The organism is Halomicrococcus pelagicus (assembly GCF_050954125.1).
In genome coordinates, this window is sequence record NZ_JBPBWC010000001.1 from 126,397 (window position 1) to 142,830 (window position 16,434).

13 protein-coding genes and 1 pseudogene are annotated in these 16,434 nt (G+C 68.3%); 8 read left to right on the top strand and 6 right to left on the bottom strand.

What is annotated here, in order from left to right:
- The first annotated feature begins 26 nt into the window (after positions 1-26).
- The 5 genes from phnC to ACRYA2_RS00740 all read left to right on the top strand — a co-directional run bounded on the left by phnC (position 27) and on the right by ACRYA2_RS00740 (position 6,374).
- Positions 27-779 carry a phosphonate ABC transporter ATP-binding protein gene (phnC, locus tag ACRYA2_RS00720; protein WP_433623257.1) on the top strand — a complete coding sequence of 251 codons (753 nt, stop codon included), beginning with the start codon at positions 27-29 and terminating at the stop codon, positions 777-779.
- Entirely contained in the window at positions 776-1,789 is a 1,014-nt protein-coding gene (gene phnE, locus ACRYA2_RS00725) for a phosphonate ABC transporter, permease protein PhnE (protein WP_433623259.1), read from the top strand. The genes phnC and phnE overlap by 4 nt, the downstream gene beginning before the upstream one ends.
- Positions 1,790-1,846: 57 nt before the next feature.
- The gene (locus ACRYA2_RS00730; protein WP_433623261.1) at positions 1,847-4,048 is read left to right on the top strand and encodes an outer membrane protein assembly factor BamB family protein; all 2,202 of its coding nucleotides are present in this window, start codon (positions 1,847-1,849) and stop codon (positions 4,046-4,048) included.
- Between the two features lie 80 nt (positions 4,049-4,128).
- The gene (locus tag ACRYA2_RS00735) at positions 4,129-4,890 is read left to right on the top strand and encodes a Nif3-like dinuclear metal center hexameric protein (RefSeq protein ID WP_433623263.1); all 762 of its coding nucleotides are present in this window, start codon (positions 4,129-4,131) and stop codon (positions 4,888-4,890) included.
- Between the two features lie 428 nt (positions 4,891-5,318).
- Positions 5,319-6,374 (top strand): deoxyhypusine synthase, encoded by a 1,056-nt coding sequence (locus tag ACRYA2_RS00740; protein ID WP_433623265.1) that lies wholly within the window; start codon positions 5,319-5,321, stop codon positions 6,372-6,374.
- Between the two features lie 4 nt (positions 6,375-6,378).
- Here the strand turns inward: ACRYA2_RS00740 and ACRYA2_RS00745 are convergent, their stop codons facing one another.
- A complete protein-coding gene (locus tag ACRYA2_RS00745; RefSeq protein ID WP_433623267.1) occupies positions 6,379-7,071 on the bottom strand; it encodes a helix-turn-helix domain-containing protein in 693 nt (230 codons plus the stop codon).
- 163 nt (positions 7,072-7,234) lie between these two features.
- Here ACRYA2_RS00745 and ACRYA2_RS00750 point away from each other — a divergent pair, with 163 nt between their 5' ends.
- Positions 7,235-8,194, top strand: a complete 960-nt coding sequence (locus ACRYA2_RS00750) for an NOG1 family protein (protein WP_433623269.1) — start codon at positions 7,235-7,237, stop codon at positions 8,192-8,194.
- Positions 8,195-8,574: 380 nt separating this feature from the next.
- Here ACRYA2_RS00750 and ACRYA2_RS00755 read toward each other — a convergent pair.
- The 5 genes and pseudogenes from ACRYA2_RS00755 to ACRYA2_RS00775 all read right to left on the bottom strand — a co-directional run.
- Positions 8,575-9,462: pseudogene (locus tag ACRYA2_RS00755) on the bottom strand (TIGR00341 family protein); the annotation flags it as partial.
- Positions 9,463-9,494: 32 nt separating this feature from the next.
- Positions 9,495-10,238 carry an SIMPL domain-containing protein gene (locus tag ACRYA2_RS00760; RefSeq protein ID WP_433623271.1) on the bottom strand — a complete coding sequence of 248 codons (744 nt, stop codon included), beginning with the start codon at positions 10,236-10,238 and terminating at the stop codon, positions 9,495-9,497.
- Between the two features lie 105 nt (positions 10,239-10,343).
- A complete protein-coding gene (locus ACRYA2_RS00765) occupies positions 10,344-11,342 on the bottom strand; it encodes a segregation/condensation protein A (protein WP_433623272.1) in 999 nt (332 codons plus the stop codon).
- Positions 11,335-14,913, bottom strand: coding sequence for a chromosome segregation protein SMC (gene smc, locus ACRYA2_RS00770; RefSeq protein ID WP_433623274.1), 3,579 nt, complete (start codon positions 14,911-14,913; stop codon positions 11,335-11,337). Before smc ends, ACRYA2_RS00765 begins: the two co-directional genes overlap by 8 nt.
- A gap of 27 nt (positions 14,914-14,940) precedes the next feature.
- Positions 14,941-15,246 (bottom strand): DUF7518 family protein, encoded by a 306-nt coding sequence (locus ACRYA2_RS00775; RefSeq protein WP_433623276.1) that lies wholly within the window; start codon positions 15,244-15,246, stop codon positions 14,941-14,943.
- Positions 15,247-15,364: 118 nt separating this feature from the next.
- On the opposite strand from ACRYA2_RS00775, the gene trmY reads away from it, so the two are divergent.
- Together trmY and ACRYA2_RS00785 are read left to right on the top strand one after the other, a co-directional pair.
- Positions 15,365-15,961, top strand: coding sequence for a tRNA (pseudouridine(54)-N(1))-methyltransferase TrmY (gene trmY, locus ACRYA2_RS00780; protein WP_433623278.1), 597 nt, complete (start codon positions 15,365-15,367; stop codon positions 15,959-15,961).
- Positions 15,962-15,963: 2 nt separating this feature from the next.
- Positions 15,964-16,416 (top strand): TIGR00725 family protein, encoded by a 453-nt coding sequence (locus tag ACRYA2_RS00785; RefSeq protein WP_433623280.1) that lies wholly within the window; start codon positions 15,964-15,966, stop codon positions 16,414-16,416.
- Positions 16,417-16,434: the final 18 nt, after the last annotated feature.

Here is a 16,434-nt window from a genome sequence, read left to right on the forward strand (position 1 = left end):
CGGCTCGGCGACCACCGATACGAACAATGAGCACTATAACAGTAGAGAATCTGAGCAAATCGTACGGAGACGTACAGGCGCTGGAAGACGTCTCGTTCGAGATACCGGACGGGGAGTTCGTCGTCATCCTCGGCGAGTCGGGGGCCGGGAAGTCCACCCTTCTCCGCTGTCTGAATGGACTGACACAGCCGACGAGCGGCACCGTCGAGATCGACGGCGAGGAGATCCGGGGACCGCGCGACGACGTCGCGATGATCTTCCAGCAGCACTACATCATCGGCCAGTTGAGCGCGTACGCCAACGCGCTGACGGGGTCGCTGAATCGAACGTCGTTCCTCCGCAGCGTCTTCCAGTGGAACGATCGCGAGGACAAACTCGAGGCGCTCCGCGCGCTCGACACGGTCGGCCTCCTCGCGGAGGCCCACCAGCAGACGAGCAACATGAGCGGCGGCCAGCAGCAACGGGTCGGCATCGCGCGAGCGCTCGTCCAGAAGCCGACGCTGTTGCTCGCCGACGAGCCGGTCGCCAGCCTCGACCCGGCGAGCGCCGAGTCCGTGATGGGGTACATCCGCGACGCGGCGGACGAACGCGACCTCACCACGCTCGCCAGCCTCCACCAGGTCAACCTCGCCCGCGAGTTCGGCGAACGGTTCATCGGCATGAAGGAGGGTCGAGCCGTGTTCGACGGGTACAAGGACGACCTCTCCATCGACGTCATCGACACCATCTACGGCGACATCCAGACGGACGCCATCCGAAACCAGGAGGCGAACGCATGAGCGCCGAACGAGGGCTCGTCGAGCGACTCCGGGCGTACTTCGGCATCGGTTACGCCGGCACGGACGAGGTCGAACACCGCCTCACGGAGCTCAAACGGTCGAAGACGGTGAGTCGCCTGTTCTGGCTCGTCGGGGTCGCGCTGTTCGGCTACCTGTTCTCGTTCACGCTCGGCCAGGTCGGCTTCTCCATCGCCGAACTGGTGAAGTACTGGCCCGCGTTCAGGGAGGCGCTCGGCGAGTTCGTCCCGACGACGACGTACAACGGCGTCCCGTTCGTCGACTTCGGGGCGTACTGGCAGTTCATCACCGTCGAGCAACCGAAGAACGGGTCGACGTTCGTCGACGCCGCCATCACCACGTTCTCCATCGGGTTCGCCGGCACGGTGCTCGGTATCCCCGGGGCGCTGCTGTTCGGCGTGCTCGGCAGCGAACGCGTGACGCCGTTCCCGTTCAACTTCATCTTCCGGGGGACGATGAGTACCATCCGGTCCATCCCCGCGCTCGTCTGGGCGCTCATCTACATCCCGCTCGGCGGTCTCTCGCCGTTCACGGCGACGCTGGCCATCGGGACCGACACCGTCGGCAATCTCGGTCGACTGTTCACCGACGCGCTCGAAGAGGTCGAGGACGGTCCCATCGAGGCCATCGAGAGCACCGGTGCGAACCGGGTCCAGACCATCGTGTTCGGGATGCTCAGCCAGGTGTTCACGCCGTTCATCGCGTGGACGATGTACATCCTGGAGATCAACGTCCGCATCGCGGTGACGATGGGTCTCATCGGCGCCGGCGGTCTCGGGAGCATCCTTCAGACCCAGCAGGGGCTGTTCGCGTACACGAACATGATGGCGACCATCATCGTCATCTTCCTGCTCGTCGTGAGCGTGGAGATGGTCAGCCAGCGCACGCGGTCGTACCTCCGGGGTGACACCGAGGACCGCGGAATCGTCCGACACCTGATGGACCTCGTTCGCGGCTTCCCCGAGCGCATGTCCGAGTCGCTGGGTCGGTAGCCGGCCCGACGTTCTCGCGTGAGTAAATATAAATAATTACTCTGAAATCGTACTGATATGGGTTCCCCGACTGGCAGTTCGCTCTCCCGACGCGGCCTCCTCACCGCCGCCGCGCTCGGTGCGACCGGTCGCGGCGCTGCGACCACGAGTTCGCCGACCACGGTATCGCAGGACGCGCCCTCCGTGCGGTGGACGTTCGACCCGTCGGACGTCGACTTCGTCTATCCGGTGACCGTCGACGGCGACACCGCCTACGCCGTCACCCGGTCGGACCCGTCGAATCCGTCGGGTGATTCGGACTGGCGCGCGTCGCTGCACGCCTTCGACGTCGAGAGCGGCGACGAGAAGTGGAACCGGACGTTCGGCGACCACGCGTCGTTCCACGAGACGGGCGACGGCCTCGTGTACGCCGTCGGTATCGAACGCAACGACGACCAGGCGGTCTCGACGCTGTACGCGTTCGACGGCGAGAGCGGTCAGGTGGAGTGGAAGAAGAGTCAGGACAGGACGGCCGAAAGCGGCCCGCGACTCGTCGACGGCGAGCTGTACGTCTCCTGGGACCAGTCGCTCGTCGCGTACGACCCGAGGTCCGGCGAGCGGCGATGGACGTTCGACGGCGTCGAGCACCTGTTCACCTCGGTGCTCTCCCCGTTCCCGATTCACACGGACGAGTCGCTGTTCCTGTCCGACCGCGGGTCGGTCGTCGCCGTCGACCGCAGTGACGGGACCGAGCGGTGGCGCGAGACCCTGTCGGGAAGCAACTGGCGGCCGGTCGCGACCGACGGCGAGCGCGTCCTCGTCTGGGGGGAGCGCGGCGTGGTCGCGCTCGGCGTCGCGAACGGCACTCGGCGATGGGAACTCGACGTGCGGTCCGACGGGCACTGGTTCCCCGGCACGGTTCACGACGGGACGATGTACGTCTGGGGAGCGAGGTTGTACGCCGTCGACGTCGCGAGCGGCGACGAGAAGTGGCGGTTCGAGACGCAGACCGGGAGGGTGATGGCGGGTCTCTCGCCGCACGTCGCCGACGGGACGGTGTACGCGCCGACTCGCGAGGGGTCGCTCTACGCGGTCGACGCGGCGAACGGCGACGAGCAGTGGTCGTTCGAGAAGGACGGGACGATGAACCCGCTCTGGGGCGAGGCGATGGGCGGCAGCGTCTACGTTGGTGTCGGCAGCGGGGCGTACGCCCTCGACGCTCGGAGCGGCGACCGGCAGTGGCGGTTCGTGCCGTCCGCGGCGGAGACGACGACGGACCGGCCCGTGGACGAACGAGAGCGGGCGTCCCGGGAGATGGTGTGGTCGGAGGCGACCGACGAACTCGTCTTCGCCGGGGCCAACGACGGGAGCCTGTACGCCATCGAGCGCCAGCGCTCGCTGCTCGCCGCCGCGATGGACGACGCGAGCGAGTTCCTCGGTTCGGGTCCCGGCATGGCGCTCGCGGGCGTCCTCGGCGGTGCCGGCGTGCTCGCCGCGTACCGTCGACTCGACGCCGCCGACCGAACGGCCGGGGGAGTCGTCGACCCGGACGATTCCGACCCGGAGTACGGCACGCTCGAACGGCTCCGCACGGGGCCGGCGACCGAGACGTACCGGGTGCGCGAGCGGACCGGGGACGGCCCTCGCGTCGTCGCCGAGACGCACCTGACCGACCCCGACCGGGCGGACGCCTTCCGCGCGGCGGTCGAGCGCTGGGCGGCGATGGACGACCGCCCCGGCGTCCTCACCGTTCTCGACCGGGGCGACGACCCGGAGCCGTGGGTCCGGACGCCCTGTTTCCGACGCTCGCTCGCGGACGCCGGCGACGTCCGGGTCGCCGAGCGCGTCGACGCCGTCTCGGCCGCGAACGTGGCCGTCCACCGGGCGCACGGCGACGGCGTCGTCCACGGCGGACTCTCGCCCACAACGGTCCTGTTCGACGACCCGACTGACGCGGTGGTAGGGGACTGGGAACTCGCGGCCGCGCTGGAGCGGCACGACGCGTCGGCGTACGCCGCGCCGGAGCAGGTCGCGGGCGACGACGCCGACGCGAAGACCGACCAGTACCGCCTCGCGGCGACCGCCTACTACGCCCTCACGGGGGAAGCGCCGTCCGCCGGCACCGACGACGAGTGGACGCCGCCGAGCGACCGCGACCCCTCGCTTCCGCCGGAACTGGACGACGTGCTCGCCACCGCGATGGCCGACGACCCCGGCGACCGGTACGAGTCGGCCGTGAAGTTCGACGACGCGCTGCGGTGGGCCGCGTTCCGTGCGTAGGCGCGACCGCTCGGTCCCGACGATTCCCGCCGGTCCCGTCGTTCGGGAGATACAAGCCGGTCGCGCGACCAACGGACTGTATGGACCTCGCCGAACTCACCGAACGCTACGACGAGCGCCTGCGGACCGAGGACTTCGCCGACGTGGACGCGAGCGCGAACGGACTCCAGGTCGGGCCGGACGAAAAGGAGGTGGAGACAGTGGCGTTCGCCGTCGACGCGGCCGCCCAGACCATCGAGGAGGCGGCCGACCGCGACGCCGACGCGCTGGTCGTCCACCACGGCCTCTCGTGGGGCGGCTTCGAGCGCGTGACGGGCCGCACCCACGACCGCGTCGCCGCGCTCGTCGAGAACGACGTGGCGCTGTACGTCTCCCACCTGCCGCTCGACGCACACCCGGAACTGGGCAACGCCGCCGGCATCGCCGACCTGCTGGACCTGGACAACCGCGAGGCGTTCGGGCGCATGGGACCCGAACACGTCGGTCAGCGCGGGCGCGGCGAGTGGGACCGCGACGACCTCCGGGCGACGCTCGACGCGGAACTCGACACGGGCGGCCGGGACGTACAGGTGCTCGACTTCGGCCCCGAGCGCGTCGAGGACGTGGCCATCGTCACCGGCAGCGGCATCGACTGGCTCGACGAGGCGGCCGCTGCGGGCGCGGACGCGCTCGTGACCGGCGAGGGAAAGCAGAAGGCGTACCACGAGGCCCGCGAAGCGGGCGTGAACGTCTTCCTCGCGGGTCACTACGCGACGGAGACGTTCGGCGTGCGGTCGCTCCGCGCGCTCGCCGACGAGTGGGGGCTGGCGACGACGTTCGTCGACGCGCCGACCGGACTCTGACCGCCGTCGTTTCCTCGTTCTGACACCATCGCCGGACGATTTCGCTCGAAATGGGAGGTATTAAAACGCGGGCCGTCGAGAATCGAATCGTGTGTCCGGCGGGTCTCCACGGCTCGAGAGGGCCGCCGGGACAACCGGGTCACGTCCCGGCTCTCGCCGGACACGGGCCGTCGCCGACCGGCCCCGATGGCCGAACCGTCAGGTTGCGGCCAATCGAAGCGCCGCTGGCGACTGACCCGACGCCACGCGCGCCCGCTGGGTAGTCGGCAACACAGTTCTTCCGACGAGGTCACGTCGCGTAGCGACACGTACGGAGCCGTCGTGACCCCGTTCGACGCGGGCCGACGACCGTCGCTCCGGTCGACGAGCTCGACGGAGTCGTCCGGTAATCGCGACGTTGAAGCAGGTAGGGTCCGCAAGGAGGGTACATGAGCGACGACGACCACGTTCACCGCGAGGAGTTCGAACACGACCCGGTCGCCCACGCCGAGGCCCGCGCCGGGATGACGGTCGGCGAACTCGCCGAGGAGTACGGCGCGGCGGGCGTCGGAGCGGCCACCGTCCACGAAGCGGTCGACGTGTACGCCGAGATGCTGGACGAGGACGTGACGAACTTCTTCGGTCTGGCGGGTGCGATGGTCCCCACCGGGATGCGACGCATCGTCGCCGACCTCATCCGGGACGGCCACGTCGACGCGCTGGTGACGACCGGCGCGAACCTCACCCACGACGCCATCGAGGCCATCGGCGGGAAACACCACCACGGACGGGCGGGCCCGCCCTGCTCGCACTCGGACGAGTCGGACCAACGCGGCCACGACGAACGGTCCGGGACGTCGATGCGCGAACACGACGAACGGCTTCGCGACGAGGAGGTCGACCGCATCTACAACGTCTACCTGCCCCAGGAGCACTTCGCGCTGTTCGAGGGCCACCTCCGCGAGGAGGTGTTCCCCCCGCTCGAAGCTGAGGGAGCGGTGAGCATCCGGCGGCTCACCGAGGAACTCGGCCGGGCGAACGCCGCGGTCAACGACCGCGAGGGCGTCGACGAGGGTCCCGGCATCGCCGCCGCGGCCTACGAGAACGACGTGCCGGTCTACTGCCCCGCCGTGCAGGATTCGGTGCTCGGGTTGCAGGCGTGGATGTACTCCCAGACCTCGGAGTTCACGCTCGACGCGCTGGCGGACATGACGACCATCACCGACCAGGCGTTCGACGCGGACGAGGCGGGCGCGATGGTCGTCGGCGGCGGCGTCCCCAAGAACTACGTCCTCCAGACGATGCTCGTCTCCCCGGACGCCTACGACTACGCCGTCCAGTTGACGATGGACCCACCCCAGACCGGCGGACTCTCCGGCGCGACCCTGGACGAGGCGCGCTCGTGGGGGAAACTGGAGAAGGCCGCCCGGAACGTCTCGGTGTACGCCGACGCGACCATCACGCTCCCGCTCGTCGTCGCCGCCGCGCGCGAACGGGTCGAGTGAGGCGTCACCCCAGCAGTTTCGCCTCGGCCTTGCGCAGATGTTCCAGCAGGGTGGCCTTCGAGACGCCGAGTTCCTCTGCGAGGTCGGCGGCGGTCAACTCGCGGGGCCACTCGTAGTACCCCCGTCGACGCGCGAGTTCGAACGCCTCGCGCTGGCGCTCCGAGAGGTCGTCCGTGCGGAGGATGCCGGCCCCGGTCTCGGCCGTCGCGACGTGGCGCACGCGCACGTCGGCGTCCATCTCCTCCTCGACGGCGGCGACGCGCTCGTCGACCTCCTCGCGCGTCGCGTCGACGATGACGGTCCAGTACTCCCGGCCGCCGTGCATCCTGACCGGTTCGTCGGGGATGAACCCCCGCGAGACGAGCGCGTCGTTGATGCTGTTCTTCAGGTCGTACCGGACGACGATCCCGCGCGTCGCGCTGCCGAACGCCGTCGCGTCGGCGTCGCTCGCGTGGGGATGCTCCGTCTCCCAGACCGAGTCCGTGAGCGGCGAGTCGCCGATGGCATCGACGAGCGCGTCCACCGTCTCCGTAGAGTCGCCGTAGGCGGTGAACCGTCCCGTCGCCAGTCCCTCGATGCTGTGAACGCCGTGGCCGAGCAGTCCGCCGGGCGCACGCTCGGTCACCTGAAGCGTCCAGCAGTCCGGGTGCCAGATGTCCAGCGTCACCCTGAGTCCAACTTCGTCCGGCGGCGTCATCTTCTCTGCCAAGAGGTGACAGGCCGACAAAAGGATGTCCGACAGATGGTTGTCATCTCTGACGGGTCGGCCGACGGGTTCTCGGTCGAGCGCTCGTCCGGTGGAGCGCCCCGCGAAACCGGCTATGGACGGCCTTTTAAGCGACGGGGACGTACGCACGTCCATGATTTTCGAGAACCTGCCGACGACGCCCACGTCGGAGGAGCTACTCGACATGGCGTTCTCGCGGGCGGCGCGCGCGGGCCGAGCCAAGAGCGGCGTCGAAGCCCAGCAGTCGATGCTCCAGACCGCCTCGAACGTTCTCTCGGACAACCTGGAGAACGTCGTCACGGCGTGGCCCGACTTCGGCGAGGTCGACCCCTTCTACTACGAACTCGCCGACGCCATCGTGGACGTGGACGAAGTGCGCCAGAGCCTCTCCGAGATACAGTGGGCCGCCCGGAAGACGAAGGAGATCGGCCGGGAGTACCAGGCGAAACTCTCCGGCGACGCGGACACCTCGCGCAAGTTCCGCAAGCAGGCGTTCGCTCGCCTCGCCGACGTGGTCGAGGAGGTCGGCGACGACCTGGCGCGCGTCGGCGACGCGCGCAACGACCTCCGGGACCTGCCCGACATCGACCCGGACGACCCGACCGTAGTCGTCGCCGGCTACCCGAACGTCGGCAAGTCGTCGTTCGTCAACGCGGTCACGCGCGCCAGCAACGAGATAGCGGAGTACCCCTTCACGACGAAGGGCGTTCGCGTCGGCCACTTCGAGCGCGACCACGTCCGCTACCAGATAGTCGACACGCCCGGCCTCCTCGACCGCCCCCCGGCGGAGCGCAACGACATCGAGGCCCAGGCCGTCTCCGCGCTCGAACATCTCGCAGACTGCGTCCTGTTCGTCGTCGACGCCAGCGGTTACTGCGGGTTCGACGTCGACGCACAGCTCGCGCTCCGGGACTCCGTCGCGGAGCAGTTCGGCGACACTCCCGTGCTCACCGTCTGCAACAAGGCCGACCTCTCGACCGACGTCGACGCCGACCGCTTCATGAGCGTCGAGAACGGCGAGAACGTCGACGAGACGCTCGACGCGGCCGTCGAAGCGATCGGGTACGAACCCGAACTCCCCTTCGACGGCTGACGCTCCGGACGTGCGACCGCGTAGTCTTTGTACTGGACGTGGACGGTGACCGGTTCGCCGGTCTCGGCCGCGATGCGTCGCCTGAGCCGCTCCGGGAGGTCGGGATACGCCCGGCCCGACGTTCGCTGCAACACCACCGTGACCGTCCGCGACGAGGAGAGGAACGGAGGTGCGTACCCCGAACGAACCGCGACCACGTCGAGACCGGCGTACCGCTCGTCGGCGACGACGTCGGACGCCGTCTCCGTCGCCTGCTGCTCGTACGACAGTTGCTCGTACGTGCCGAAGAGCACGCCGCCCACGGCCGCGAGGAGGACGACCGCCGCGACCAGTATCGGAGTGCGTTTCCTCACGTGGCCGACGACGCCGTTCTCGGACCGGTAGCCGAGAAACCGGAGCGTGGCCCAGACCGCGACGTTGATCGCGACGAGCGTGACGGCGAGCAACAGGAACGACCCGACCGCGACCGCGAGCGAGCCCCAGACGAGCGCGATGCCGGTCGTCGCCGCCGCCGGAACGAGCGCCGCCGCGACCATCACGCCGACGAGCGCCGTCGGCCCCTTCGTCGTGATCGAGAACGCCGCTGCGCCGCCCGCCGCCAGCGCGACGGCCACCGACACTGCCGTCGGTGCGAGGCGAACGTTCACGAGTTCCAGCGCCGTCACCCCGAGCCCCGTCGGGGCGAACCCGACCAGTTTGAGCAGGAAGCTGAACGCGGTCGCCCCGACGATGGCCACGAACAGTCCGGCGACCTGGTAGAGGATGCTGTCTATCAGCATCCTGCCGTCGCCGGTGATTGCGCCGACGCCCGCGGTGAGGACGGGGCCGACCATGGGCGCGATGACCATCGACCCGACGACGATGGCCGGGGAGTCGCCGAGAAGTCCGCCCGCGGCGATGATCGCCGACAGAAAGACCATCCAGACGAACGAGTACCAGTCCCGCGCCATGTCGCGCGCCTTCGACCGCAGCATCGTCGTCGCCAGCGGCGAGAACGTGCTGGAGTACCGATTTTCCAGCGTCTCCATCGACGGCGTGGTCGCGGTTTCGGCGCTGCCGACGACGGTGTACGCGTCCTCTGCGAGGCCGGCCTCGTGGAGCTGTTCGAACACGTCTTCGACCGCGTCCGTCGGGACCGGGAACTCTACGAGCGTACTTTTCTCCCCGGATTGCGCAGCCGTAGCGACGTAGTCGACGTCCTCGTCGTCAAGCGTCGCCAGTATCTCGTCGCGCTTGTCGTCAGGGGTGAGAACGTGTACGAGACGCACGTTCGTGCAAGGATACGGCCCGGAAAAAGCGTTCAGGCCGCCGCGGACTTCTCCTCCTGCCCGGCTTCGTAGGTCACCACCACCTGCACCGACACGGTCACCGGCCCGGACTCCACGTCCGTCTTCGCCGCGTTCGCAGCGACCCCGCCAACGTCCGTCCGGACGGGGGCGACCCCCGACTCCACGGTCGAGAGGGTCCGGACGCCCGTGATTGCGAGGTCGGCGCTGGCCGCGACGGCGTCCGCGTCGGCGCGAGCGTTGGTCACCGCCTCGCGGAGCGCCGCCGCCCGGAGTTCGTTCCGGCGCTCCTCAGAGAGCGTGAACGCCACGCCGTCGACCCGGTTCGCGCCGTTCTCCACGGCCACGTCGATTATCGCTCCCACGCGGGACGTGTCGTTCAGGGTTATCTCGAACGCGTGAAGGCCCTGGTAGCCGGCCGGCTCTCCCGTCTCGTCCCGGTCCTCGCCGATGTCGAACCTCGTCGTCCGGACCTGGTCGTCGCTCACGTTCGCCTCGCGGAGCGCCCGGCGCATCTCGGAGACGTTCGCGGCCAGTCCCCGTCTGACCGCGTCGGCGTCGTCGGCCGTCTGGACGACGGCGACTTCCAGCACGGCCTGGTTCGGGTCCGCCTCGACGTCGCCGGCCCCGGACACTCGAATGGTCGTCGCGTCGGTACCGTTCTCGGCTCGCGTCGCGCCGCCGGTAGCACCGCCCCCCACCGCGGACAGCAGGACGGCGACCCCCAGCGCCGCGACCAGTGCGCGTCGCGGACGCATACCTGCCGGCTACGACGGCCGTCGACAAGTATCTCGGCCTCCCGACCGGTGGCTCGGACGCCGCGTCGACTCGAAAGCAGAGCGTCACGACCGGCGTCGCCGCGGTCAGTCAGCGAGCACTTCTTCGGCACGCTCGTCCGCTATCTCGGCGTTCTGCACCCAGAGGTCGCCGAACAGTTCGTCCTGCTCCAGCAGGACGAAATTGCGGTGGGCGAGAAAGAGGAGCGAGAGGAACGTCTCGACGCGCGTCGGACCCACGTCCTCGATTTCGGCGTACAGCACCTCGTTGCGCCCGCGGTCGTACTGGGTCTCCAGTTCGGACCGCACGTCGTCGATGACGGACTCGATGTCCTCGTCGTGGGTCGTACCAGTCACGTCGTTCTCCGTCGGTTCGTCGTCCAGCCGCATGTCGTCGCCGGCGTGGTAGTCGAGCGTCTGCGTGCCCCGCTGGTACCCCTCCGGCGAGTCGCTGGTGTCGTAGCTCCGGGACTCCTTCCACCACGACCCCCGCTCGCGCTCGCGGAGGTCCCGGACGAGCTCCTCCAGCGTCTCGGGCGTTCCGCGGGCGTGCTTGCGGTCGAGTCGGCGCTCCATCTCGCGCTCCAGCGAGTCCACAGGGTCGTACGCCGGCGCGTCAGCGCCGTCGTCCATCGCCATCGGCGCTTCCCACGGCTCCGGCTCGGGCTCCTCGTCCTCGTCGTCGTCCGCTAGCATCGCGTCGCTCTTCATCCGCAGGAGGACGCTGGCGTAGAACAGCGCGCGGCCGGACGTGCGCAGGTCCGCCTCGTCGAGGCGGTCGAGGAACTTGTCGGTCACCTCGACGATGTCGATGTCCCACGGCTCTATCTCGCCCTCCTCGGCCATCTGGACGAGCAACTCGACCGGCTCGACCGCCTCGTCGTCCTCGTCGTCGGGCGCGAGTTCCCCCGGGAGGACGCCGTCGCCGTTCTCCTCGCCGTTCTCGCCGGCCTCGGCGTCGCCCTCGCGCTCCCGCTTGCGCTCCTCGTGACCGGAGATGTCCAGCGGAACGTCGCCATCGTCCCGATTTTCCTCCGGAGCCTCTCCGCTCGCTTTCTCCGAGGAACGAGGTTCCTCGCTAGTCATCGGCGGGCACCTCCTGACTTCCGTCGAGTTTGATACCGGTCACGGTGCTCACGTTGTCTCCCTGCATCGTCACGCCGATGGCGCGCTCCGACCGCTCCATCATCGCCGAGCGGTGGGAGACGACGACGAACTGCGCGTCGCCCGCGAGTTCGTCCACCATCTCGCCGACGCGCTCGGCGTTGGCGGCGTCGAGGAACGCGTCCACCTCGTCCAGCGCGTAGAACGGTGCGGGGTTGTGGCGCTGGATGGCGAAGATGAACGCGAGCGCGGTCAGGCTCTTCTCGCCGCCGGACATCGCGTCGAGGCGCTGGACCGGCTTGTCCGCCGGCTGGGCCTTCATCGTCAGGCCGCCGTCGAAGGGGTCGTCCTCGTCTTCGAGGTGGAGTTCGCCCGACCCGTTCGAGAGCCGGGAGAAGATGTCCCTGAAGTGGTCGTCGATGGCCTCGAAGGCGTCCATGAACGTCGACTTCTTCTGGGCCTCGTAGGAGTCGATGCGGTCGCGGATGCCGTCGCGCTCTTCGACCAGCGTCCCCTTCCGCTCCTCGAGTTCGTCGAGCTCCGACTCGACCTCGTCGTACTCGTCGATGGCGAGCATGTTGACGGGCTCCAGCTCCGCCATCTGGCGTTCGAGGCGCTCGATGTTCTCCTCGACCTCGTCGTGGTCCGGCACCTCCTCGGGGTCGTAGTCGCCGACCTCCTCGCGAAGCTCCGCGACCTCGTCTTCGAGTCGCCCGGCGCTCCGACGCAGGCTCTCCAGGCGGTTCTCGACCTTCTCGACCTCGTCGCGCTTCGCGTCCCGGACCTCCTTGGCGTCCCGGAGGTCCTCCTTGAGGTCCGACCGCTCGTCTTTGAGTTCCGCGAGTTCGTCCTCCAGCTCCGCGACGGCCTCGCGCTTCTCCTCCAGGAGTTCTTCTTTCTCCGCGATGCTCGCCTCCAGTTCCTCGATGACCTCCTCCTGGTCGGCCTTGCGGTTCTGGGCCTGCTCGATGTCGTCGTGGAGGTCGTCGATGGCGTCCTCGGCGTACTGCTTCTCCAGCTGGAGTTCGTTCAGTTCGCCGTCGAGTTCGTCCATCCGGTCTTCGAGGTCGTCTATCTCGTCCTCTATCTCCTCGGCCTGCGCCGTGAGTTCCGGAATCTTCGAGTCCTCGAGTTCCGCTTCGAGATCCGCGACGTCGGACTCGATGGCGGCGATGGCGTCGTCGTGGTCGGCGATGTCGGCCTCTATCTCCTGCATCTGCTCGTCGACCGACTCCCGTTCGTCCTGTAGCTCCGAGATCTCCGCCTCGAGGTCGTCTATCTTCTCCTCGAACGACGCCAGTTCCTCCTCCTTGCGCTCGATGTCGTTCTCGATGATACGGACCTGGTCGCTGGCGTCGCCCTGTCGGTCGCGGGCGTCGTCCAGTCGCTCCTCGACGTCGCGTATCGACTCGCGAACCGACCGGCGCTCGTCCTCGAGTTCGTTTATCTTCCGGGCGACACGCTCCAGTTGGCCCTTGCCGGACGCCGAGAAGGAGTACCGCGACCCGCTCTTGGACCCGCCGGTCATCGCGCCGCTCTTCTCGACGAGTTCGCCCGACAGGGTGACGATGCGGTAGTCACCCATCAGCTCCCGGGCGGTCTCCATGTCCTCGACGACCAGCGTGTCCCCGAGGACGTACGAGAAGATGGGTGCGTACTCCGAGTCGAACTCCAGCAGGTTGTACGCGAAGTCGACGACGCCCGGCAGGTTCGGCGCGCTCGGCAGGGACCGGTTGCTCATCTTCGTGATGGGCAGGAAGGTCGCCCGACCCGCGTTACGGGACTTGAGGTACTCGATGCAGCTCTGGCCGACGCTGTCGTCGTCGACGACGACGTGGGTCATCCGACCGCCCGCCGCCGTCTCCAGGGCGGTCGCGTACTGCTGGCCCACGCTCCCGAGCTGTGCCACCGCGCCGTGGACGCCGTCCTTGCCGGCGTTCAGGATGGTCGAGACCGCCCGACCGAACGAGGAGTCGCCGCTCTCGTCGGCCTTCGCCTCGAGTTCCGCGTACTCCTGCTGGCGCGCCTGCAGGTCGTTCTCGACCGACTCCAGGTCGTCCTGTAGCTCGCGTTTCTCCTGCTTGAGGTCGTCGACGACGCCCTGGATCTGTTCCTCGTTGCGCTCGGCCTTCAGCAGTTCGTCCGCGAGGTCGTCGAGTTCGGTCTCCAGTTCGGGAATCTTCTCCCGTGCTGCGTCTATCTCGGCCTGCTTCTCCTCGACGGCGTTGGACTTGCGGCGTGCCTCGTCCAGCAGGCGGTCTTTCTCGCGCTGGCGCTCGTTCTTCGCGCTCTTCTCTTCCTCCAGGGCCTCCTTCTTCTCCGCGAGTTCCGCCTTCACCTCGTCGTACTCGGTGTCGACGCTCTCTATCTCGGCCTCGACCTCGGCGAGTTCCGTCTCCTTCCCCTGGATGTCGCTCTTGACCGAGGCCTTCTCTATTTTCACCTCGCGGATGTCGTCCTCGAGGTCGTCGACCGTCTCCTGCTTGCGGTCTATCTCGACGAACGCCTGTCGGCGCTCGTTCTCCGCCTCCTCGATGCGCTCCTCGGCGGACGCTATCTTGTCCTCCACCCGCGAGATGTCGCCTTTGACCTCCTCTATCTCGCTTTTGATGGCGAGCTGTTCGTCCTCGCCCTTGCGCTCTATCTCGGCGTTGAGCTCTTCGAGTTCGTCCTCGAGGCGGATTACCCGCCCCTGCTTCTCGTCGAGTTCGGCCTGGAGGTCCGCGAGTTCGTCCTCGCGCTCGTCGATGTCCCGCCGGGTGGCTTCGAGGTCCGACCGCTTCTCTTCGAGTTCTGAGGCCTTCCGGTAGCTCTCGTACTCCTCTTTCTCCTCGCGGAGGCCCTGGTACTCGAGGGCGGTCTCGCGCTCGTCGCGCAACTGGTCGAGGCGGTCCCGCTTCTCCTCGATGCGTAGTTCCGCCTCCTCGATGCGCTCCTCGACGGTCTCTAGCTCTCCGAGGGCGTCTTCCTTCTTCGCGTCGAACTCCGCGACGCCCGCGATTTCGTCGATTATCTCCCGGCGCTCGTGGGGAGTCATGTTGATGATGCCCGTCACGTCGCCCTGCATGACGACGTTGTACCCCTCCGGGGTGACGCCGGCCTGCGCGAGCAGGTCCTGGATGTCCGAGAGGTTGACCGAGCGCCCGTTCAGGTAGTAGTAGGAGTAGTAGTTGTCCTCGGTCTCCTTGACGCGGCGCTTGATGCGAATCTCCTCGACGTCGCCGACGTCGTCCGACCCGGCGGCGTTGACGACCTGCGAGCGGTCGAGCGTGCCGTCCTCGTTCGCGAGGACGACCTCGACACTGGCCTCGCGGGGCCCGCTCGTCGACTCGCTGCCCTCCTCGTACCCGGGATTGTAGATGAGGTCGGTGAGTTTCTCGGCCCGAATGCCGCGCGTTCGAGCGAGGCCGAGGGCGAACAGGACGCTGTCGATGATGTTGCTCTTCCCGGAGCCGTTCGGACCGGTGACCACCGTGAAATCCTCGTAGAACGGAATTTCGGTCTTGCGGCCGAAGCTCTTGAAGCTGTCGAGGACGAGCTTTTTTATGTGCATAGGTTGCTCGTGAGGACGAGAACGGCCCTACGCAACGATGATGTCGTCGCCGAGTTCGGAACCACCCTCGTCTTCTGGTTCGTTTTCTCCCTGGGACTCGTCGTTTTTAGCCTCTTCGTCCGCGGGCGCTTCCTCCGCCGCGGCCGGCCCGTCGGCGGACGCACTCATGGCTCCGGCCGACTCGGCGGCCACGTCGCGCTCCTCCTCGGTCGTCTCCAGGTCCTTGATGCGCTGGTTCGCCTCGACGAGTTCCTCCGTGAGCCCCCTGATGGTCGCCTCGAGTTCCTCGACCCGCGATTCGAGCGACTCGATGCGGTCGCGCTGGCTAGTCATATCATCTATGCGTAACGGTGTCACCATAAAGCTGCGTCAGACGCACGTCTGTCAGCTTTCAGAAACGGCCGCGACGAGGTGAGCAAACGACTTACGTACCCGCCGACAGCCTCCGGGCATGCGACAGTTCATCGTCCTCGGGCACGACGCGCCGACGACCCCCGAGTTCTCGCTCGACGACCTCGCCGGCGGTGCGGGCCGACTCGACGCCCTCTGCCGCTGCGTCAACAGCGCCTTCTTCCTCTCGCACGCCATCCGCGAGGACGTGCGCTGCTTTCTCGTCCATCAGGACGAGGTGACGATACGCTTCGAGGGGTCGGAGCTCCGGCGGCTCAACCCCGACGAGCGCAGCACGGCCGCGCTCGTCCGGCAGGCCCTCGAAGCGAGAGGGGAGGCGGTCGGCCACATCGAGGAGGAGAGCACGCCCGGCGTCTACGTCTCCAAGCGCGGGTTCGAGCCGGTGCTGGAGGCGGCCGCCCGCGACGGCACCGTCGTCGAACTCCACGAGGACGGCCGCCCCGTCGTCGAGGTCGAACCGCCCGAGAATCCCGTCTTCGTGCTCTCGGACCACGGCGACTTCACCGACCGTGAGGCCGACCTGCTGGCCGACGCCGGGGACGAGCGCGTGCGGCTCGGCCCGGAACTGCTCCACGGCGACCACGCCATCACCGTCGCACACAACTACCTCGACACCGCGGGGTACGCCGACTACTGACCATGCGAGTGAGCGTCGTCGGCGGGGGAACCGTCACGGACGAGGAGGCAGCGCGCGCCGAGGCGGTCGGTCGACTGGTCGCCGAGCGCGGCCACGACCTGGTCTGTGGCGGCCTGGGCGGGGTCATGGAAGCCGCCTGTCGCGGCGCGAGCGAGGCCGGCGGCCGGACCGTCGGCATCCTCCCCGGCGAGGACCGCGACGCCGCGAACCCCCACGTCGACGTGGCCATCGCCACGGGCCTGGGTCACGCCCGGAACGGACTGGTCGTGTTGAACGGCGACGCCGTCGTCGCCATCGACGGCGGCCCCGGGACGCTGTCGGAACTCGGCTTCGCTGGCGTGTTCGACCGCCCCGTCGCCGGCCTCGGCACCCATAACGCGCCCGGCGTCGAGGCGGTCGTGACGCCGGAGGAGGCGCTTTCGTACGTCGAAACTGCGCTCGACGAGAGGGGGTGAATTTCGGAAGCGTTAAAG